Origin of the sequence: Peribacillus sp. NJ4 (assembly GCF_030348345.1) — a bacterium.
Lineage (GTDB): Bacteria > Bacillota > Bacilli > Bacillales > DSM-1321 > Peribacillus.
Genome location: NZ_JAUCFQ010000001.1, coordinates 967297 through 986736 on the forward strand (window position 1 = coordinate 967297; position 19440 = coordinate 986736).

24 protein-coding genes are annotated in these 19440 nt (G+C 35.8%); 16 read left to right on the top strand and 8 right to left on the bottom strand.

What is annotated here, in order from left to right:
- Nucleotides 1-214 precede the first annotated feature (214 nt).
- Both QUF94_RS04880 and QUF94_RS04885 read left to right on the top strand, forming a co-directional pair.
- Complete coding sequence (locus QUF94_RS04880) at nucleotides 215-1408, top strand: YhgE/Pip domain-containing protein (RefSeq protein ID WP_289314846.1); 1194 nt, start codon at nucleotides 215-217, stop codon at nucleotides 1406-1408.
- Nucleotides 1409-1453: 45 nt separating this feature from the next.
- Entirely contained in the window at nucleotides 1454-1993 is a 540-nt protein-coding gene (locus QUF94_RS04885; protein ID WP_289314847.1) for a PadR family transcriptional regulator, read from the top strand.
- A 567-nt stretch (nucleotides 1994-2560) separates the two neighbouring features.
- Here QUF94_RS04885 and QUF94_RS04890 read toward each other — a convergent pair.
- Nucleotides 2561-3556, bottom strand: coding sequence for a zinc-dependent alcohol dehydrogenase family protein (locus QUF94_RS04890; RefSeq protein WP_289314848.1), 996 nt, complete (start codon nucleotides 3554-3556; stop codon nucleotides 2561-2563).
- A gap of 325 nt (nucleotides 3557-3881) precedes the next feature.
- On the opposite strand from QUF94_RS04890, the gene QUF94_RS04895 reads away from it, so the two are divergent.
- The 8 genes from QUF94_RS04895 to QUF94_RS04930 all read left to right on the top strand — a co-directional run bounded on the left by QUF94_RS04895 (nucleotide 3882) and on the right by QUF94_RS04930 (nucleotide 10950).
- A complete protein-coding gene (locus QUF94_RS04895; protein WP_289314849.1) occupies nucleotides 3882-4199 on the top strand; it encodes a winged helix-turn-helix transcriptional regulator in 318 nt (105 codons plus the stop codon).
- A gap of 274 nt (nucleotides 4200-4473) precedes the next feature.
- The gene (fosM, locus tag QUF94_RS04900; protein WP_483313633.1) at nucleotides 4474-4899 is read left to right on the top strand and encodes a FosM family fosfomycin resistance protein; all 426 of its coding nucleotides are present in this window, start codon (nucleotides 4474-4476) and stop codon (nucleotides 4897-4899) included.
- Nucleotides 4900-5254: 355 nt separating this feature from the next.
- Nucleotides 5255-5377 carry a hypothetical protein gene (locus QUF94_RS04905; protein WP_284702828.1) on the top strand — a complete coding sequence of 41 codons (123 nt, stop codon included), beginning with the start codon at nucleotides 5255-5257 and terminating at the stop codon, nucleotides 5375-5377.
- 546 nt (nucleotides 5378-5923) lie between these two features.
- Nucleotides 5924-7126: an IS110 family RNA-guided transposase gene (locus QUF94_RS04910; RefSeq protein WP_289314851.1), complete on the top strand. Its 1203-nt coding sequence runs from the start codon at nucleotides 5924-5926 to the stop codon at nucleotides 7124-7126.
- 832 nt (nucleotides 7127-7958) lie between these two features.
- Nucleotides 7959-9119 carry a CapA family protein gene (locus tag QUF94_RS04915; RefSeq protein ID WP_289314852.1) on the top strand — a complete coding sequence of 387 codons (1161 nt, stop codon included), beginning with the start codon at nucleotides 7959-7961 and terminating at the stop codon, nucleotides 9117-9119.
- Between the two features lie 114 nt (nucleotides 9120-9233).
- On the top strand, nucleotides 9234-9542 hold the full coding sequence (locus tag QUF94_RS04920; RefSeq protein ID WP_289314853.1) for a hypothetical protein: 309 nt from the start codon (nucleotides 9234-9236) through the stop codon (nucleotides 9540-9542).
- A 165-nt stretch (nucleotides 9543-9707) separates the two neighbouring features.
- On the top strand, nucleotides 9708-10244 hold the full coding sequence (locus QUF94_RS04925; RefSeq protein ID WP_289314854.1) for a nucleotidyltransferase domain-containing protein: 537 nt from the start codon (nucleotides 9708-9710) through the stop codon (nucleotides 10242-10244).
- A 370-nt stretch (nucleotides 10245-10614) separates the two neighbouring features.
- A complete protein-coding gene (locus QUF94_RS04930; protein WP_289314855.1) occupies nucleotides 10615-10950 on the top strand; it encodes a hypothetical protein in 336 nt (111 codons plus the stop codon).
- Nucleotides 10951-11158: 208 nt separating this feature from the next.
- On the opposite strand, the gene QUF94_RS04935 is transcribed toward QUF94_RS04930, so the two are convergent.
- From QUF94_RS04935 to QUF94_RS04965, 7 genes are all read right to left on the bottom strand, one after another.
- Entirely contained in the window at nucleotides 11159-11446 is a 288-nt protein-coding gene (locus tag QUF94_RS04935) for a hypothetical protein (protein WP_289314856.1), read from the bottom strand.
- A gap of 11 nt (nucleotides 11447-11457) precedes the next feature.
- Nucleotides 11458-11670, bottom strand: coding sequence for a histidine kinase dimerization/phospho-acceptor domain-containing protein (locus QUF94_RS04940; protein ID WP_289314857.1), 213 nt, complete (start codon nucleotides 11668-11670; stop codon nucleotides 11458-11460).
- 15 nt (nucleotides 11671-11685) lie between these two features.
- Nucleotides 11686-12432, bottom strand: a complete 747-nt coding sequence (gene tatC / locus QUF94_RS04945) for a twin-arginine translocase subunit TatC (RefSeq protein WP_289314858.1) — start codon at nucleotides 12430-12432, stop codon at nucleotides 11686-11688.
- 64 nt (nucleotides 12433-12496) lie between these two features.
- A complete protein-coding gene (locus QUF94_RS04950) occupies nucleotides 12497-12676 on the bottom strand; it encodes a twin-arginine translocase TatA/TatE family subunit (protein WP_144479126.1) in 180 nt (59 codons plus the stop codon).
- Between the two features lie 12 nt (nucleotides 12677-12688).
- Nucleotides 12689-12844, bottom strand: coding sequence for a hypothetical protein (locus QUF94_RS04955; RefSeq protein ID WP_289314859.1), 156 nt, complete (start codon nucleotides 12842-12844; stop codon nucleotides 12689-12691).
- Between the two features lie 52 nt (nucleotides 12845-12896).
- The gene (locus QUF94_RS04960) at nucleotides 12897-14276 is read right to left on the bottom strand and encodes a metallophosphoesterase (protein ID WP_289314860.1); all 1380 of its coding nucleotides are present in this window, start codon (nucleotides 14274-14276) and stop codon (nucleotides 12897-12899) included.
- Nucleotides 14277-14703: 427 nt separating this feature from the next.
- Nucleotides 14704-15033 (bottom strand): DeoR/GlpR family DNA-binding transcription regulator, encoded by a 330-nt coding sequence (locus QUF94_RS04965; RefSeq protein ID WP_289314861.1) that lies wholly within the window; start codon nucleotides 15031-15033, stop codon nucleotides 14704-14706.
- Nucleotides 15034-15246: 213 nt separating this feature from the next.
- Here QUF94_RS04965 and QUF94_RS04970 point away from each other — a divergent pair, with 213 nt between their 5' ends.
- The 6 genes from QUF94_RS04970 (at nucleotide 15247) to QUF94_RS04995 (ending at nucleotide 19350) form a co-directional block, all read left to right on the top strand.
- On the top strand, nucleotides 15247-15564 hold the full coding sequence (locus QUF94_RS04970) for a hypothetical protein (protein WP_289314862.1): 318 nt from the start codon (nucleotides 15247-15249) through the stop codon (nucleotides 15562-15564).
- Nucleotides 15565-15696: 132 nt separating this feature from the next.
- A complete protein-coding gene (locus QUF94_RS04975) occupies nucleotides 15697-16194 on the top strand; it encodes an SRPBCC family protein (RefSeq protein WP_289314863.1) in 498 nt (165 codons plus the stop codon).
- Nucleotides 16195-16775: 581 nt separating this feature from the next.
- Nucleotides 16776-16958, top strand: coding sequence for a hypothetical protein (locus QUF94_RS04980; protein WP_106028659.1), 183 nt, complete (start codon nucleotides 16776-16778; stop codon nucleotides 16956-16958).
- Nucleotides 16959-17072: 114 nt separating this feature from the next.
- The gene (locus QUF94_RS04985) at nucleotides 17073-17204 is read left to right on the top strand and encodes a DUF6254 family protein (protein WP_289314864.1); all 132 of its coding nucleotides are present in this window, start codon (nucleotides 17073-17075) and stop codon (nucleotides 17202-17204) included.
- 753 nt (nucleotides 17205-17957) lie between these two features.
- The gene (locus QUF94_RS04990; RefSeq protein WP_289314865.1) at nucleotides 17958-18749 is read left to right on the top strand and encodes a phosphotransferase; all 792 of its coding nucleotides are present in this window, start codon (nucleotides 17958-17960) and stop codon (nucleotides 18747-18749) included.
- 91 nt (nucleotides 18750-18840) lie between these two features.
- On the top strand, nucleotides 18841-19350 hold the full coding sequence (locus QUF94_RS04995; protein ID WP_289314866.1) for a DUF6584 family protein: 510 nt from the start codon (nucleotides 18841-18843) through the stop codon (nucleotides 19348-19350).
- Nucleotides 19351-19440 lie beyond the last annotated feature (90 nt).

The window sequence follows — 19440 nt, forward strand, 5'->3', positions numbered from 1 at the left end:
CATTTCCGTTGGGCTGCTGTATGGGGAGTATTTTTATTTTTTGCACTGTTGGATAAATAATCCATAAAAAATGGAGCGTTTTTTTAATTGACTTTGCAAAAGGAATAAAATAAACTATAAAAGTACTTTAATTAGAGTACTTCAATAAAAGTGCTTTTATTAAAGTGGTATGATTTGATTTAAATAAATTCTTACTTAAGGAAGGATACAACATATGAAATTTACTCAGTTCTTAAAAACAAAAGGTGCAACTGCGACAATCTTCATGGGGATTTTCTATGCCATTGCAATGCTAGGCATCTTCTTGCCTGGTTATACATCAATTCCAGGGAATATCGATAAATTACCGATTGCTATTGTCAATGATGATGCCGGTGAATATGGGGCAAAGATTGCCGACCAGTTACAAGAAAATTTACCGTTTAAAGAAATCGATAGGGATTTAACAAATAAACAAGCCTTAAACGATTTAGAGCACAATGATTTATCATTAGTCGTACACATTCCTGAAACATTCTCTGCGGATATGCAAAAAGGTGAAGCATCATCAGGTATCGACTTTACAATTAATGAAGCAGGGGCAACAACTGTTTCTTCTACTATGAATTCAGTTGTTAACGAAATTAACAATCAATTAAGTACACAATTCTCAGAACAAACAGCCCAAGGTGTATTAATGAACTTTAATGTACCAGAAGAGCAAGCTGCTGAATTAGCAAAAAAGATTGAAACGGCTTACGTAGGAAACGTAGTGACAATCAACGAAGTACCAGACGGTATGAATAATAATATGCTGCCCATGTTCCTAACGATGGCTGGTTATACGGGTGCGATGATCGGAGCGATGCAATTAGTAGGTGCGTTTAAAGAAAGTCGTGGAAAAGCAAGTAAAACACGTTTATTCAACTATGTACAATTAACTGCGTTATTGGTTGCGGTTGTATCATCTTTAGTTGCTTTAGGTGTAACATATTTAATCAATGAGCCAAGTGGTGACCTGTTCTTCAGTTTAGTAGGACAACAAATTTTAAACTATATGGTATGTTTCAACTTTACAGCGATTATTATCTTCTTAATTGGTGAAGGCGGTATGATTTTAAACTTACCAATTTTATTAATACAAACATTAGCAAATGGTGCCACAATTACACGTGATATGATGTACTTGCCATATGAATGGATGAGCCACATTTCACCAATGTATTATTCGGTACAGGCATACTTCGCAAACCTATTTGGCAGCATTAGTCCAAGTCCATATATTTGGTCAATGGTTGCAGTTGGTGCAGGTTCACTGTTAATTAATATTGCTATTGTCGCCTTTATCCATAAACCAATGCCAATAGAAGATCCGGAAACAAAGGCTGAAACGGAAAGTGTAAAGAATGCAACGGAAGTCACAGCTTAGTTTTGCTATAATAAGGAGATAATTCTTCTTGAAGGAGCAAAGAGAATGCCCATTCAAATTTTTATATTGAGTAAATTGATGGAGGATAACAATTATCCTTATAAATTGAAAAAACAGCTATCTGAACCCATTCCAATGGATCGACTAGGCGGGTTAACAGAAAGTAAACTGTACTACCATTTTGATTCATTAGCAAAAAAAGGGTTAGTTGAGGCAGTCGAAATCATAAAAGAAGAGCATCGACCTGATAAGCAAGTATTTGCAATTACAGCTAAAGGTCGTGAAGAACTACCAAAACTAATCTACAAGTTGTTTGAAAATGCGGATGAAATTAAGGATATGGTGGCTGGTTTAGCAAACCTAAAGTATGTTGATCGGGATGAAGTACTAGTAATACTGAAAAGAAAATCAAAAAATATCAGGGATCGTTGGGAGCAAATTAAGGATTTTGAACAGCAGATTCAGGTCGACGAAGGTCACGAGAAGTTTATTGAATTTATGAGTGGCTATGTTTCAACTAGAACAGAGCACACAATTTATTGGCTTGAAGAGTTAATTAAACGAATTAATCAAGGGGAAATATAATGGTATTGGTCTAAATAAAGAAAGCCAGTTTTCATTACTATAGGGAAAACTGGCTTTTTTCTTTATTAAAACTGATAGTTGTGAAGAAGCCTACTTAAACTAACAGGTGCTTTACTTCATTACCAGGAGCTGATCAACAGTTCCTTTTTTTATGCAATAAATGGGGTAGCATTCCTGTATTATTTGAAATACTAAAAAGTTTGTGAAGAAATCTACTTAAACTAACGGGTGCGTTAGCCGAAGATCAGAGCTGTCTTTAAGGCAGCTTTTTCTTATGGCACTAACGGGGCAGGTTAGTTCTATAAGAAAATGAATTAAAGTATGGTTTTTTGAATGAAGAACAAAAGGATGTAACCGAAAAGAAATTGACAAAAACATTTATTTAAAGAGTATTAGTGGTTTCAAATTATCTTAAAGTTGCCGATTTCTATTACTATGCCCTGATGGTTTTTACAGTAATTAAAAATAAAAGCAGACGGTACATCGAGGATCTTATAAAGATTCTAATGACCATCTACTTTTAAAAGAACGTAAAGTTGCTAAGGCATTTCAAATGTGCATGTAATATTACCAGCTATTTTTCAAAACAATTTTTCCTATCGCCTTGCCTGACTCCATGTACTCATGGGCTTTTGAGACTTCATCAAACGTGAAAATGTTCGAATCCAAAAGCGGGCGCAGCTTCCCTTCCTCAACCACCCTGGCAACCTTCTTCAAGATTTCTCCATAATGTTTATGCAGGTCCTTGTTTAATATCTTCAACAACATAAAGGTAACATGGAGAGAAAGTCCCTTTGAATGCACTGGGGAGAGGTCATGAGTCGAACGTGCAGCAATGGCTATTATCGTTCCATGTACCGCGGCCGCCTCAAAGGAGCGATCAAGGTTTTCACCCCCTACTGTGTCAAATACAACGTCAAATCCTTTTCCGTCTGTATATTTTTGTACATAATCGTGAACGCTTTCTTCTCGATAATTAATGGTTACATCAGCACCAAGACGCGTGCCAATCTCCAGCTTCTCTTGCGAAGAGGCAGTTGTATAGACTGTCGCTCCTCTCCATTTGGCTAGTTGAATGGCAATGTGTCCTACACCGCCGGTGGCTGCATGAATCAGTATATCTTGTCCTGGTGTAAGCCTTGCCCGATTAAATAATGCTTCCCAAGCGGTAATGGCAACTAACGGTAAAGCTGCGGCTTCTTCCATCGTCAAATTTTTCGGCTTGTGAGCAAGTAAATCAACATCTGCAAGCATAAACTCTGCAAGTGCACCGCCAGTCCCTTTAAATCCACCCGCGCATCCAAACACTTCATCCCCAATATTAAACTCGGTTACTCCTTCACCCACAGCAGAGACCAAACCGGCCACATCCCCATGTAATACTGCTGGAAACTCGGGTGCAACGGCCGGAACTGCACCAGCACGGACTTTCGTATCAATTGGATTTACACTTGTAGCCTTTACTTGAATAAGTACATGTCCAGGTTGTAGTTCAGGTTTTGAAATCTCTTTATATTGAAATACGGATGGTTTACCAAAAGATTGTATGATTTGTGATTTCACTCTAGTCACTCCTTTTTATTTTATGGGAAAATGTCTCATCACCTATTCATGTTAAGGATTAATACACCGGAGATATTACCATCCGATTTTATTAGGAACATCTTTAATGATGAATAGTGTGAAGAGAGTGAATATTTAGTCTTTGCTTGCAAAATCAATGATACTTTATATAATATAAAATTAAAAGTACGTACATTTTTGTTGAATAGGATAAAATTTGTAATATAGTATACAATTTGATACTTAAAAAGATTGGGTGTCGATATGAAGGACTTTAAAACGGAAAAGTGTCCTGATACCACTGCTTGTCCCTGTTGCCGTTACAGTGGATGTGATAGGAGGCAAATGGAAAGGGATCATATTATATAACTTAATTTCCGGCCCTAAACGTTTTAGCGAGTTAGGGAGACTTATGCCCTATACCACACAACGTATGTTAACGTTACAACTTCGGGAATTGGAACAGGATGGTATTGTACATCGTGAAATATATCGGGAGATTCCTCCAAAAGTTGAATATTCTCTTACTGCATTTGGAGAAACATTAAAACCTATCAACTACCTCATGCGAGATTGGGGAGATATTTACCAAAGTGAGGTTTTAATGAAACGAAAGATCTCAGAAAATGTGTCGCATCAATAGCGATCTCTCTGACAAAACCGAAAGTTAGCTTTCAGCATATCCATGACTTATGTTTTTTTACCAATAAGATAAAAATAAAAAGGATGATAATTGAATATAAAAATGAAATTCAGAAATTATATTATGAAATATTGTACTTAAACTGACGAGTGCTTTACTTCAATAGGGAAGGTTGCTACGGCAGCCTTTTTCTTATGGAACTATCGGCGCAGGTTATTACAATAAGGTTTTACTTCCTTTGTATAATAATTAAGAATTCTTATTTTGAGGTGATATGGTGTCTATAAAAGGTTTGAACCACTTTTTATTTTCAGTTTCTAATTTAGAGAATTCCATTGAGTTTTATAAAAATGTTTTTGATGCAAAATTGTTAGTTAAGGGAAGAAATACTGCCTATTTTGATTTGAATGGAATGTGGATTGCCCTAAATGTAGAAAAGGATATTCCCCGTAATGAAATAAGCCATTCATACACACATATAGCTTTTTCAATCAAAGAAGCCGACTTTGTAAAAATGTACGAGAAACTAATGGAATTGAATGTAAACATCTTGTCAGGTCGTCCAAGAGATGAAAAAGATAAGAAATCTGTTTATTTTACTGACCCCGATGGCCATAAGTTTGAATTTCATACAGGTACTTTACAAGATAGAATGGATTACTACAAACAAGAAAAAGCACATATGGAGTTTTTCGATTAAAGGATTTCCTTGTTGACTAACAGGTGCTATAGCTTAAAGCGACTTATGGCCAAGTTATCATAAATGATGGGAGTAAACTCGCTATTTCAGATGGTTTTGGCAGCAATCCTCCTAATGCGACTATCTGTAAGATCAATGACAATCAGTTATTCAAAAATCCTATTAGAATTATTGATCAGTTAAAATCACGAGGTTGAAGAAGAATCTCAAATAGCATAGCCTGCAAAAAAGAACGCAAACTAAAAATACTGGTTGCCGATAACGAAAAAGAAAAAATATTACACAGTATCTTTAAATCGTGTATTTATTGGCATCCACGATGTATCACTAACTCAAACTACAGGGGGGTGGAAAAATGTCTAAAAATAAAAATAAGCAATTGAAGAATAATGATGCTTTACCTAGAAAAGATGTAGAATTTGCGCATAATGGACTTGAAAAAATAGCATTAAAAGACCAGGAACGCCAAAAAAAGTAAACATATTTGACTTCAAACTGTCCCTCAAAAAATTTGAATTGATGTTTTTTGGGGGATACAAAAATTATCGTCACATTTGTTTACCTATATCTCTTGTATACCTCTGTGAATTCAATCAAAAAGTTAGAACTTATTATTAAAGAATACAATGTTCATCATTATCAATAGAAGAACTCGTCAAAAAAAGCCTTTGCTCCTGCCATTCGAATTTAATCCTGAATATGTACGGGGAGAATAAAACCAAAATAAAAAGTCACCCCATCAACCATAGAGGTAAGCTTTGTTAATGAACTAACGGGTGCTTTCGTATTATAAGGTTAGCCAGTTTTTACTGGTTGACCTTTTTTTAATAGAATCTATTATATCAGTAGCCAGGGTAGGACGTACGGGTGCGTGGGACTTGATCCCGTGAACTAAACAGTCCGCCCCCTATTTGTAGAAACATGTTTGAGGCTGGTTGGGACGTAGATCTCGTATAACAAGCGAAGCTATGACACTACATGGAGGACTAGGGGTACTGGTAAGTATGTAGAGGAGGGAAAAACAATGAATCCAGTTGTTGGTCTGGATGTGGCAAAAGGAGAGAGTCAAGTTCAGGCATTTTTAGATCAATCTAAACCGTATGGGAAGAGCTTTTCAATGAAGCACATCAAAGAGGAATTAGATCATTTTTTAGACTTTTTAAAAGAGATTGAAGAGGTGACAGGGCAGATGCCTATGGTCATTTTAGAATCTACAGGGCATTACCATACTCCTGTTATTCAATACTTGGAGGAACAAGGGATTCTATATATCTTACTAAATCCGATTATTTCTTATCAGGCAAAGAAGACCAGTTTACGGAAGGTAAAAACAGACGCTATCGATGCGTACCAGTTGTGTGTGCTGTATTACAAAGAGGATTTTGAACCTCATAAAATTAGAGGAATTCAGCTATTAGACCTTCGGAATTTGTCCAGACAACAGGAAATCGTAACGAATATGTATGTGGAAGCTAAACTTCAGTTTCACACCATTTTAGATCAAGTGTTTCCTGAATACCGGAAGGTTTTTGGGGATCTATATTCAAGGGTTTCTTTATTGATATTAAAGGAATATCCCACTTCAGAGGTGGTGTTAACAGCCGGGGAAAGTAAACTAGCAGAGAGTGTTATAGAGTTCTGTCCTAGCCGATCGGGTCAATGGGCATGGAAAAAAGCCAAAAAAATAATGGACTCCGCATCTCGAAATCCATACCAAAAAAATGTGTATCAAAGTCACGTAATCAATCTTCGTATGTATATTGAGTTGCTTTTTCATTACCAGGGACACCTCTCTGATTTGGAAGATCGTATAGTGGCCCTGGCAAATGAAATTGAGGAATATAAGATCATCCAATCGATTCCAGGTATCGGAGAAAAAATCGCAGCCACAATTATTTCTGAAATTGGTGAAATCGATCGGTTTAATCATCCGAAAAGACTGGTTGCCTTCGCTGGAATAGATCCAAGTGTTCACTCATCGGGTAAGTATACGGCAACCATTAATCGTATTACTAAAAGAGGTTCGAGCAGACTACGTCATTCCCTGTATCTTGCCGTGCTATGCGGCATAAGGAGTTCAAGAAACAAAAAGCTTAAAGCTTTCATTGATAAGAAAAAATCAGAAGGAAAGCCAGCCAAAGTGGCGATCGTTGCCTGTATGAATAAACTTCTTCATTGGATTTACGCTTTATTAAAGAGAAAAGAAGCATTCCTAGATTTAGCCTGATTAACGGTTTTGTGAAACAGAGAAAAATCCTTCCAAAAGGGTTTTGGAGGGTTATTTGTCATGAACAAAAATAGTATATCATAAGGGAAATGAAAATTTTAGAGAAAGATATTGACATCCTATTAGCTGGTTTAGTTCTATAAGGATCACTAAAAATAATAAAAATATTTTATAAAAACCGTATACTAAATCACTAGAAAAGAATCCATTTTGATTATTTTTTTAAAATGGATTCTTTTTATTTACGCTAATATGTGGGTTCATGAGGACCTTTTGATCAATCCCTACAGTTGATTCTTTTAGGTGCAAATTAGCACTTAAAATAAGTGCTAATTATCACCTAAAGTAACAAGCATTTTTAATTGTCTACTATGAGTGTACTCAAAATTTACAAGATATTTTAAATATGTGTTATGAAATCAATCACTAAATGATTCTAGTAAATGAGCCTAAAAAAGCCCCTCTCTATATGAGAAGGGCTTTTATCCGATATCCAAAGTGGTCACATATGATTGGTGCCCATTTTTAAAATTAGCCATTCGTTGAACAGTGACAAGTTAGCTCACTTCTAGTAAGTCTATTCATCATTCGCTTCGTTCGCGATTTGCTTTAAGTAGCCTTTTGGAATGGACTGCGTCAAACGGAAATGCTTTGTATACGACTGATGAGAGAGCAAGCACATCTGACATAGCAACACATGATATGTCTAACTTTTTTCCTGTTTCGTACTCTGTTTCAAACAAATGATGTGTTCATTTTAAATATCAAATAGATATTTTTGTTGTTATTTCCTAAAAACACCCTACTATAATAGTAGGAGGTTGCATTTGCCATGAAAAGAATACTAGTGTTTCTAGCTACATTTATATGTTTGTTATGGATTCTTGCACCATTTGTAAAAGGTCAATTTCAAGAGGAACCAAAAGTCTCGGAAACAAAGGCAGAAAATAAAAAGAAACTTAAACCCGAAAACGCTTCATCTCACGTTCATACACCTGTTCCGAAACAAAAAGTAACTGCAGCAACCATAGGTGCTGTAGGAGATATTTTAATTCACGATAGGGTGTATATACCCGCCCGCAAGTCAAACGGCTCGTATGACTTTAATCCGATGTTCCGATTTGTGAAGCCCTATCTGGGGAAAACGGATATTACGGTGGCTAATCAGGAAACGATGATTGGCGGGAAAGAAATAGGGCTTTCCTCATATCCTTCCTTTAATTCACCAGTAGAGGTGGGAGATGCTCTAAAGGCAAACGGGGTTGATCTCGTGACAATCGCCAATAACCATACACTTGACCGAGGAGAAAAGGCCATTTTGAATGCGCTTAACCACTGGAACAGTATTGGGATGCCTTATACAGGAGCTTATCAATCGTCTGAAGACCAGAAGATCATTCGGATATTAAAAAGAAACGATATTACCTTTTCGTTTCTCAGCTATACGTATGGAACGAACGGGATTCCTGTTCCTGAGGGGAAGCCGTATCTTGTGAATTTAATTGATACCACGAGAATCCAGACGGAAGTTAAAGAAGCAGAGAAAGTTTCAGATGTCGTTGTGGTCAGTCTGCATTTCGGCAAAGAGTATGAACGGTTGCCTAATGATGAACAAAAGCTGCTTGCTCAAACGACAGCTAATGCAGGTGCTGATATTATTATTGGCCACCACCCACACGTTTTGCAGCCTGTTTCATGGCTTACAAAACCAAACGGCGAACGGGCATTTGTTGCTTATTCGCTTGGGAATTTCTTATCCGGCCAGCAGGGAGATTACAAAGACATCGGCGGTATTATGCAAATTGGCGTAAAGAAAATCCAAACCGGGGATGATGTGAAAATCGAACTGCAAAATCCCAAATTCCTGCCAACCTGGGTCAACCGGCCATATGAGATCATTCCAATGAAAACCTTGAGTGATCAGTCTGACAAATATAACGAAATCCAAAAACATATGAATCAATTCATGCCTGAACTGTCATTTGATTTTTAATGAAGGTACAGTCTTTGGCATTGGAAAAAACTAATTGTTTACATAATGAAAAAGCCACCGGCTATTTAGCCGGTGGACCGCATATTCCTCCTAATAAGGTAAACACTATTCACCATGTTCCAGCTAAACGGCTTGAACCAACAGACGAACACGACTCAGACAAAGAACCTATTCCGCAAAACATATACGAAAAACTGTCATATGAGCGAACTATATGAGATTACATTAGATGAACTGATTAAAAATGATCATACATTTCAAATGCAAGTAACTAAAAATGGAGAGAAATTAGAGCAAGAGTTTACTCCTAATGAGGCAACTGTTAATTGGATGGACTTTCCTCAAATCGATAAAAATGAATATACATTTCGGAATTATAAATATTATGATAAAGATGGAAATCTAATTGAGGAAAACGAATAATTATTATTCAACTAAAGGGTGGGTTAGCTGTGGATCGGAGCTGTCTTTAAGGCAGCTTTTTCTTTATGCAACAAACGGGGCAGGTTAGTTAAAAAAGGGTTTTGCAATCCTTATGCAGAATAAGGTAATGCTTAAAATCTTAGTACATAAAGGGTGTGTATGAGGATGGATTGTAAGAATGTTACCGGAGAAAATGATACAGGCAAATCACAATTAAATATACTTCTTGAAATAAATGAAATTTGCTTATCACTTAATTTTAACCTGTGGCTACGAGGCGGATGGGCGATAGATTTTCTTCTTGGAAGGATTACTCGGTCACATTCTGATATTGATTTAGTTACTTGGTTACAGTATCGTGAGCACTTGGAACAGGCTCTTGTTAATGCTGGTTTTCAAATAAAGCCAGTAGGCCAGTTTCAAACCGATTTCCTCAAGAACAATGTCGATGTGAGTTTTGTATTTGTTAGGTATTCTGATAATGGCGATATAGTCGCTAACGGTTTTCCAGATTGGGTATGGAGGAAAGATGCCTTGCCAATGGAACTTTATAATTTACAAGGTGTATCAATAAATGTTCTAAACCCATACCAATTACTTGAGGAAAAAAGAGTTTACGAACAAGGAACAGGAAGAACACTTCGTCCAAAGGATCTTAAAAGCATAGAAATTATTCAACAGATAATTGATGCAAAAAGTTAGAGGTTAAATAAAATTCTTATAGAACTACCATGAAAATAAGTTTCTTTAAAAATGAAAAATGACAATACTTAAGTAGACCCTGCTCAATCGTTTAAAAAAAAGAGGAGAGCGTTAATTAATTAGTCTATGGATTAGGGTTGACTGGATTAAGGTCAGTATCAGTATTGACACTTCCCAACCATTTTCATTCTTTGTGGTGAATCGCCGATTTTTGCGATTCATGGATGGCTAACGGGTGCGTTAGTTGAGAACCGGGGCTGCCATTTGGTGGCCTTTTTGCTTAATGAACTAAAGGGGCAGGTTTGTTCAATAAGGGACTTGAGTACAATCTGCTAAAATAGTTAGAAATAGGCAGGGTAGGGTGAAGTAAATGTGTGGAATCAATTTCATTTTAGCTAACACCTATAAAGAAGCGTATAAGGAAGAAACATATGTAGAATTTGAAGAGGGAATACACTCATATCTTTTAAGCAAGGAAAAGGACTCTAATAATGAGTTTGGTTTACTTCTAAATCTTCATATTTATGGTGAAACAATATTGTATAGAGACGAGATTAATGAATTAATAGGTATATGTGATGGCGTAATTAATAAATACACAGGGGAGGACAAAGAACAAAAAGTTAGATGTTTTGCTAAAGAGTTAAAATTTATTTGCATAGAAGCGTTACAGCGAAAAAAACATATATTTGCCATAGGTGATTAGTTTTAAATAGTCTTAAACTTGGTGCGTTAGCTCAAGATTGGAGCTATCTTTAAGGCAGCTCTTTTTTTATGCAACTAAAGGGGCAGGAGAGTTCCATAAGGAAATGAAGACTAATGTGTAAATTTATACCATGAAATTTATACTATATTGGACATATAACGTCAATAATATTAAACCTAAATTTGCAAGGAGAAATAATGAAAATACACTATTTTGTTGTTTTAGTTTTATCTTCAGTTTTATTGTTTGGTTGTTCTTCCAAATAAAAGTATGACAATGCTGCGAAAGCAGAAGTACAAGATGGCCTAAAGGAACAAAGTATTAAATCTAATTCAAGCTCTAAAATTATTTCATCTAACAACAACTCAGAACAAACACCAACATTCACAGTAAATGAAAAAGTAAGAGATGTAATAATGGTAAATGAAACAAGGGGTGAAAATCGGAAATTTGTTTTTTTAGATAAACCTTTGATAGGGGTACGACCGAGATACATGTAAAAAAGGGTTATGACATGGTATTTGTTACCATAGATAACCCTTTTTTTACTTTGTGCTGTTTTCTATTTCTAATTAAAGCAACATCCAATTCTCCTCGCATAATCGTTAAGGAAGTACGAAGTTCATGAGAAACATCGGAAGTAAACTGCTGGATTTGAGTGAAAGAAGTTTCTAACCTGTCAATTATGATTGACAGGTTTAGATAAACTCTGCAATTCATCTTCCTCCTCCTTAATTAAGACGTTTTCTTCATTTCAATGACAATATCCGATTGCTTTTTTAATTTTTTTCGGTATACGATTTTTGATAATGTAACACTACATTCGTACAACACTAAAAGTGGTACGATAACTAATATATCGGATATAAAATCAGGTGGTGTAATTAAAATAGACACAACGATAAGCAAAAAGTAAGATATCTTTCGCGCTTTTGAAAGAGTCATAGGATTAATGACACCAAGAGAGGTGAGGAACATGACGACAAGCGGGATTTCGAATAAAAATCCAAACGGCAGTGTCAAGTTAATCATGAATTTAAAATATTTTTCAGATGTGAACATCGTTTCAAATTGTCCTTCAGACAGGGATAGTAAAAAGGAAAGTACGGTTGGATATACTACAAAATAACCAAATGATAAGCCGGTAATAAAGAGGACAAATAATCCAGGAATGTACGATAGGGTCGTTTTTCGTTCTTTTTCAGAAAGCCCCGGTTTTACAAATAGCCATGTTTGATGGGCAGCAATCGGAATAGTAAGAGCAATCGCGATCACTCCTGAAATCATGAAATACACCCAGAGGATTTCACTTGGCCCCAATACTGCTAAATTATGGTTGAGGTCACGGATAAGCCATGTGTAAATTTCCTGTACATAAATGAATGATCCAAATAAGAAAACGATAAAAGCTACCAAAGTATAGATTAACCGTTTCCTGAGTTCTCCGAGGTGCTCAACCAAAAGCATTTCTTGATTAGTCATACAACTTCTCCTTTTCTAAAAACAAGAGGAAGATGCAAGCTTGTTGCCTACATCCTCTTCAAAATTACTTGGATTGCGTCTTTTCTTCTTCGTCTGAAGAAATTAAATCTTTCGTAGAGTTTTTAAACTCTCTTAATGTACTTCCAAAAGCACGTCCAATTTCGGGCAACTTAGATGGTCCAAATATGATGAGGGCAATGACTAAAATTAATATTAATCCAGGTATCCCAATATTTTGAAACATAGTGTTTCCTCCTTAATATTTAAATCCTTTTTTCTTCGGTTTAACACGTAATAGGGTGTCAGTTTGGGCATTGGCTGTCTCACTTAAAATACCCAGACCAGAAGTGGCAGCCGCACCTGTTCCCATATATGTTAAAAACGTACGACGATTTAGCGGTTTGTTTGCCAAAAAATGTCCTCCTATTAATCTCCTGAAATTTAAAGCTAAATTAGAGAGCGGCCTATGCTTTCGTTATTCCATCTATTTTCAAAAATGTGTCACTTATATTCCCAAATGAATCAATTGCATATACTTCGATACTATAGCTTGTACCAGGCTGTAACCCCTTAACTGGCTGAACGAATGGATTAGGTACTGGATCTTTGTAGAATTCTGAGAAAGCACGAAACTCTTTTACTATTTGTCCTGTTAGATTGTTCTTCGCTACTACTTTATAAGAATGTACCAGCGAATTATCATTGGCCTGATTAAACATGATATTCATCTCAGTACTAGTGGTATCAACAATCGAAATGCTTGACCCTTTCGGGAAACGAGGTTTTACTTGATCTCTCATTTCTGTATATTTAAATGAATTCTTTTCACCTCGACAGTCAATTACCCATGGTTCGCCTATCCAATCATTTTGAGTAAAATCACGACGATGAATGAACACTTTGTCTCCATGAACCTCTACAATTAGACCTTGGCTAAACGTTTCGGCTCCTTTAGGTAATTCTCCTTGAATATACCCAGCTTCAACCCACATATTTTTTAGAGAAGCAGTTGCAAGTGTAGTAAAATCCTTTTGGTGGATTGTTCTTGGTTCATCTAATGGATAATGTGTATGACCAGAAAACGTGATTACTTGCGGATATTCTTTTAAAGTATCGTAAAAAAGGTCTCTATTTGCAGAGAAGCCCCATTCGCTTCCATAAATGGTTCCTTTGATAGGCTGGTGATGGAAGACAAAAATTGGTTTTTTCGCATCATCAGTGTTTGCTAACTTTAATTGTTCACCCAACCATTCAATTTGCTTCACTGAAAAGGTTCCCTCTGTTTTACCATCTTCCGTACCAAGAACAATGAAATGATAACCTTTGACGACCTTATGGTAGTAAATCGACTCCATTCCCGTTTTCTCAATAAATCGTTTTTGAGAATCTATTACTGATAAACCATTCCAATAGTCATGATTTCCGATTGCAATCATAGATACAGCCTTCGGTTGTTTTTTGATATCATAAATCGACATAAATCGATCATACTCTTCTATGTAACCATTCTCTGTTAAATCACCAACAACAACAAGAGCATCTTGTTTTGGTACTAATTCATTCAATTGATGCAATGCGCTGCCCCACTTTTGCAGATCCGTTGTCCCACTCTTCAAAATATGCACATCACTAATAACTGGAAACACTAAATCGGGGTTTTTATGCAAACCAAGCTTTGATGTTGCTCCAGCTGACTCAAGATTTAGTGAGTTTACTAGCGATAATCCAAGGGTAAGCCCAGCAATCTTCGTTGTACCTTCCAAAAAACTGCGTCGATCCATTCCTTTTTCAAAGATAGTATTCGACAATTTTTCTGATTCGTGTTTTAGTTGCTCGTCTTTCATTGATATCTACTCCTCTTAAGGTATTTTTGGTTGATTTTGCTAATAATAAATCGGTAATATAGGTGAATTCATATCATGATGCCAGCGCTCAAACATCACCTTATATTCCGTTTTTCAGTAGATAACTCTACTCTTAATGCTGGAAAAGGCTCGTTTTTAACATAAACCGCTAAATGATTCGTGAATGTTTCGATTTGATGTCGACCACCATAAGTCATTCCTAATCCACACAAAAAGACAACTTTTATCACAAATTACCTCTTTTCGACATAAATATACACAAAAAATGTTAAGAAAATGTTAGTTTAAAGTGGATTATTTTTGGTTTTAGTGTAAATTGCCACAATAACCATTTTTTTCATAACTTTAACCAAATTAAAAGAGGAAAAGCCAATATTCGCTTTTCCTCAACGTAACATGCATGATTCTATTTATTTACGATCTCTATACCCTCTTTTTCATACTTCTTCAATATTTTTTCCGACAGCTTAGAGTCGGAAATAATACGGTCAATCCGATCAAACTGGCAAACCTTCAATAAGGAGGCAATATCAAATTTGCTGCTGTCTGCTAAAACAGTACAATTTCGAGAAATCTCTAGCAGCTTCATTTTTACCTGGTATTCACCTAATCCGTAATCCGTTAGTCCTTCCGTCAACGAAATGCCGCTGATACTCATAAAAAATGCATCGATAGGAAATCCTTTGAAAAACTCCTCCGCGTTCCTTTTGTCAATAACTGCAATCAGGATACACAAATGATTATGATATTTTCAAAATCACCCAGAACTTTAACATAGCCTGTGACATTAATCATTACTGCATTATTTTTTTTTCAATAATTCTTAATGAACTAACGGGCGCTTTACTTCAATAAAGGAGTTGCTTTGGCAGCTTTTTTTCTTAGGCAATTTAGTTCATTACAGTTTATACTACAAGCAGACTTTGATTTAGATTGAGGAGATAAAATAATGCGTTCTTTTTTAAGAAAAGAATTTTGGGATGACAGAAATAAACCTATTCTGTTTATACAATGGGTATTGACAATCTTTGCAATAATATTATATTTCCAAACTTATAACAGTATAGATTATTTTCACTCTGGAATTATAAGACTAATTGCAGGGATAATCACCTTTCTAATAGGAATTGAAAACTACATTGTTAAAAAAAAGAGAATACATATTTTGGTTCATCCTAACGATAATGTTTTGTGGAATGGGGATAGACATATTAATCAACTAAGGGGAGAGTTAGCTGAAGGTCGGAGCGCAGGTGCGTCTTTCTAATTCGTCCAGAACCCTTTAAGGCATTAAACATTTGGTTGGAACAGTATCGTGAAATATGGGAAGAAAAACTCGACAGCTTGGAATTTTATCTGAAGGAGCTACAAAATAAAAAACAATAATTGGAGGAATAAAATGTTTCCAAAAACCGAAATCACCCGTAGTTTCAATGCTCCTCGTGAGCTTGTATTTAAGGCATTTACCGAATCAGAACATCTGCAGAACTGGTGGGGCCCTAAAGGATGGGCTTTTGATATTTCTAAGTTCGATCTTCGCAAGGATGGTGTCTTCCATTACAGCCAGACATCTCCTGACGGTAATGTAATGTGGGTCAAATTTGTTTATCATGAAGTAAATGCTCCAGAGAAACTCGTTTACACCTCTTTCTTTTCTGATGAAAAGGGTAACATCGTACGTGCTCCTTTTAACGACAACTGGCCATTGGAAACTCTCAATACTTTTACATTCGCTGAGCATGAAGGTAAAACAATACTTACGATGATTGGGACACCTGTATCCCCAACTGAGGAGGAAATGAAAACATACGAGGAGTCGCAAGAAATGGTTCAGGAGGGCTTTTCAGGAACCTTCGTTCAACTGGCTGATTACCTCTCTAATATTTCAGAAAACTGATATAGGTCGATGACGAACAAAAGAACAATGGGAACACTGTTAATAGCAGTGTTCTCGTTTAAGGAAAGGTAATAACAGTTCAATAATTGGTCATGGAATTAAAGAAGATGAAAAGTCTTTTCTAAAACAGATTTTTAAACTAACAGGTGCTTTACTTCAATAAGGGAGTTGCTTTGGCAGCTCTTTTTCTTATGCAATAAACGGGTGCGTAGTTAAAAAAGGAATAACAAGGAGTGAGTGGAAATGAGTTTGGCTGCCTATATTGATATGCCCCACTCCTGGTAACGTCTTGAACATCATGTATCCGATTATACAAGTGAACCATCTCGTGCATTAGGGTATCCATTGTATCGTAGAAAATCCGGGTCAAGAAATTATCTGGAATTAAGTTAATTTCAAACATCTTATGTAAAAACGGCAACATTGTTGGTATATAACTTATAAAATAACCGAACTGGAACTTATTATTCACTTTGTTTTTTTACCCGAATTACTTGACGGATTCATGTTATTATCGGTTTTAATTCGGGGTATATTTCTTCTTTCTGATCTCATACTAAAGATAAGAAGGAGGGGTATCCATGGCAAAACGAACAAAGAAAAATGATGCAGACCAAAAGAACAAACAAGGATTTGATTCAAGCAAATCCGATTCAGAATTCTCTAAAGAATTTGGCAGTGCAAACGCTAATCAAGCACATAAAAATAAAGCAAAAAAAGAAAAAGCATCTAAAAATCAAGGTGAGTGGAAAGGCATGCATTAATTAATACTTACCAGACTCGACTCTTGATAAGTGATGCCTGCACCGAGTACAAAGGGTGGAGGCTTATCATGCTTCAAACTATTTACTGAACTTTATGTAAAGGAGCTTATTTAGATGACTCAATCTAAGCAACAACAAGAACGCCAATGGAAAGATCGTAAACAATCGCAGAATCCACATGGTAAGGTCAAATCATTTGAACAATTAGCTGATGATATGGGAAAAAATGAATCAGAAACTAAGTAAAACTGTTTAAGAATGAGAGGCTATCCCAAAGGTCAGAGCCCCACATAATAGTGAGGTCACTCCCTTGGGGTACCTCTCTTTGTCGTTACCTAAAAGGTCATAATTACCTGGAGTGTAATTATTCATACAGAAATACCGATTAATGATGATCAATATTTAGGTTATTTTTTATATTCGCGGTTGTTTTGCCGGTGAGTTTGATTTGCTAAACGTAAAGAAATATCAGTTTACTACTCCTTACGTTTATGAGGTATCCAGTCATGCGCCAGCCCATTTTCTTATTCGACAAAAGGGGCAGGTTAGTTGCATGAGAAAATGTAATTTTATGTTAAAATAATGGCAGGGATAAAAAAGGAGATAATTTAATATGCCAGCCTGTCATAAATGTAGTTATAAGTGGAGCAGGAATGAAAAATAATATAATTTTTGGACTTGTCATATTTAATGTCTTAGTATTTATGAGTACTCTCATTTGAATACTATTTTTATGATGGCATCTTAAGTGCAAATTTCATTTATGTAGTATTCCACGTATATACTCCTTACTGTTTGGTTTACTTTTGTTTAGGCTTCTATTTCTAAATATGTTTGAAGAGTCAAAACATAATAGTAGAAAAAGCATGAACCAATGAAAATTCAGGCTTAGAAGGTTGCTGAGGCAGCCTTTTTCTTATGGCAATAACGGGGCAGGTTAGTTGAACAAACAGGATTTGTTTTACGGTTTATAGAAAGTAGATTAGGGGGGATATTTAGATGTCAAACCATGAAAACGAAGAAATGCTAACAGGGGGGAATGTCTCTAAGGTTTATCGTTCAGGAAATACTGTGCGACGAGAATTAAAGCCAGACAGTACCAAAGTTCATAAGCTATTAAAGCATTTGGAGAACGAAGGTTTCAGTTATGCACCAAAGTTTTTAGGTATTGATGAAAAAGGAAGAGAGATATTATCCTTTATTGAAGGGGAAGCTGGTAATGATCCTTTAAAAGAATATATGTGGTCAAATGATGTTTTAAAAGAAATAGCGAAGATGCTCCGTCTTTATCATGATGCTGTGAGTGATTTTCCATTATCAGATGATTGGAAACCGATAGATAATACTCCACACAAAGTGGAGGTATTATGCCATAATGACTTTGCCAGATACAACATTATTTTTAATCATGAAAGACCAGTAGGTATCATTGATTTTGATGTTGCTGGACCTGGTCCAAGACTTTGGGACATAGCTTATACTCTTTATACTTGTGTCCCCTTAAGTAGATTTTATCTTTCTGAAACAGGTGAGAAAGTTTATTATAATTCATTGCAGCACGCTAACCGTATAAAACAAAGAGTTAAATTGTTTTTTGATTCTTACGGTGAGGGAGTAGAAGAAGATTATTTGGAAATGGTATTGCTGCGATTGGAAGGGTTATGTAAAACAATTACAAGAAAAGCCAGTGAAGGTGACATTGCTTTTCAAAAGATGATAGATGAAGGGCATCTTGAACATTATCAAAACGATATTAAATTCATTCGTCAATATGGAAAAGAGTGGATTTGAGGTAAGGTTTTGTTGAACTATCGAGTGCTTTATTTCAATAAGTAAGGTTGCTACAGCAATCTTTTTCTTCAGGAACTATAGGGTCAGGTTAATGGATGAAGGAGGAGTATTTATAGAAAAAATACCTGTTAAAACCATAAAGAAGATAGAAGAGGACATTAAAAATAATGATTTAGGAAAAGCAAGAGATAGAATACACGGGTTAATTTTCACCTATCCAGATGAATTAGAACTCCGTAAAAAGTTAGGGGATATCTATTTTGCATTAAAATATCCCTCGATGGCCGGTCGATATTGGTATCTAGAAAAGGATAAGACTCCTGAAATGGTAGATGCGTGTATTCAGTTCGAAAAATCAATGGGTAACGATCCTAATAGAATAGCAAGGGTTCTAAAATTTAAAGGAGATAGTGAAATTATAAAAAGACTGCAAGATCAGGAAATTTCTCCTATACAAAATAAAGTTAAAGAAAAATTGACGGAAGAACCTGATGAGACATTGGAGGATAAGTTATTTACTATTGGGTGTATCACGATATTAATATTAATCATTTTCTTTACATTAATCGGAATTTACACTCTCTTTAGCTGGTTTTTTTGATCCCTAGAGTCTTTATTCAAGAGGTATTTATAGTTATTGTTCTTCAGATAACAGGTGCTTTACTTCAATAACAGGGGTTGCTGCGGCAGC

Coding starts and splice junctions, on each gene's coding strand:
- QUF94_RS04880 (WP_289314846.1), top strand. CDS start 215: ATGAAATTTACTCAGTTCTTAAAAACAAAAGGTGCAACTGCGACAATC.
- QUF94_RS04885 (WP_289314847.1), top strand. CDS start 1,454: ATGCCCATTCAAATTTTTATATTGAGTAAATTGATGGAGGATAACAAT.
- fosM (WP_483313633.1), top strand. CDS start 4,474: ATGGTGTCTATAAAAGGTTTGAACCACTTTTTATTTTCAGTTTCTAAT.
- QUF94_RS04905 (WP_284702828.1), top strand. CDS start 5,255: ATGTCTAAAAATAAAAATAAGCAATTGAAGAATAATGATGCTTTACCT.
- QUF94_RS04910 (WP_289314851.1), top strand. CDS start 5,924: ATGAATCCAGTTGTTGGTCTGGATGTGGCAAAAGGAGAGAGTCAAGTT.
- QUF94_RS04915 (WP_289314852.1), top strand. CDS start 7,959: ATGAAAAGAATACTAGTGTTTCTAGCTACATTTATATGTTTGTTATGG.
- QUF94_RS04920 (WP_289314853.1), top strand. CDS start 9,234: ATGTTCCAGCTAAACGGCTTGAACCAACAGACGAACACGACTCAGACA.
- QUF94_RS04925 (WP_289314854.1), top strand. CDS start 9,708: ATGGATTGTAAGAATGTTACCGGAGAAAATGATACAGGCAAATCACAA.
- QUF94_RS04930 (WP_289314855.1), top strand. CDS start 10,615: ATGTGTGGAATCAATTTCATTTTAGCTAACACCTATAAAGAAGCGTAT.
- QUF94_RS04935 (WP_289314856.1), bottom strand. CDS start 11,446: ATGTATCTCGGTCGTACCCCTATCAAAGGTTTATCTAAAAAAACAAAT.
- QUF94_RS04940 (WP_289314857.1), bottom strand. CDS start 11,670: ATGAATTGCAGAGTTTATCTAAACCTGTCAATCATAATTGACAGGTTA.
- tatC (WP_289314858.1), bottom strand. CDS start 12,432: ATGACTAATCAAGAAATGCTTTTGGTTGAGCACCTCGGAGAACTCAGG.
- QUF94_RS04950 (WP_144479126.1), bottom strand. CDS start 12,676: ATGTTTCAAAATATTGGGATACCTGGATTAATATTAATTTTAGTCATT.
- QUF94_RS04960 (WP_289314860.1), bottom strand. CDS start 14,276: ATGAAAGACGAGCAACTAAAACACGAATCAGAAAAATTGTCGAATACT.
- QUF94_RS04970 (WP_289314862.1), top strand. CDS start 15,247: ATGCGTTCTTTTTTAAGAAAAGAATTTTGGGATGACAGAAATAAACCT.
- QUF94_RS04975 (WP_289314863.1), top strand. CDS start 15,697: ATGTTTCCAAAAACCGAAATCACCCGTAGTTTCAATGCTCCTCGTGAG.
- QUF94_RS04980 (WP_106028659.1), top strand. CDS start 16,776: ATGGCAAAACGAACAAAGAAAAATGATGCAGACCAAAAGAACAAACAA.
- QUF94_RS04985 (WP_289314864.1), top strand. CDS start 17,073: ATGACTCAATCTAAGCAACAACAAGAACGCCAATGGAAAGATCGTAAA.
- QUF94_RS04990 (WP_289314865.1), top strand. CDS start 17,958: ATGTCAAACCATGAAAACGAAGAAATGCTAACAGGGGGGAATGTCTCT.
- QUF94_RS04995 (WP_289314866.1), top strand. CDS start 18,841: ATGGATGAAGGAGGAGTATTTATAGAAAAAATACCTGTTAAAACCATA.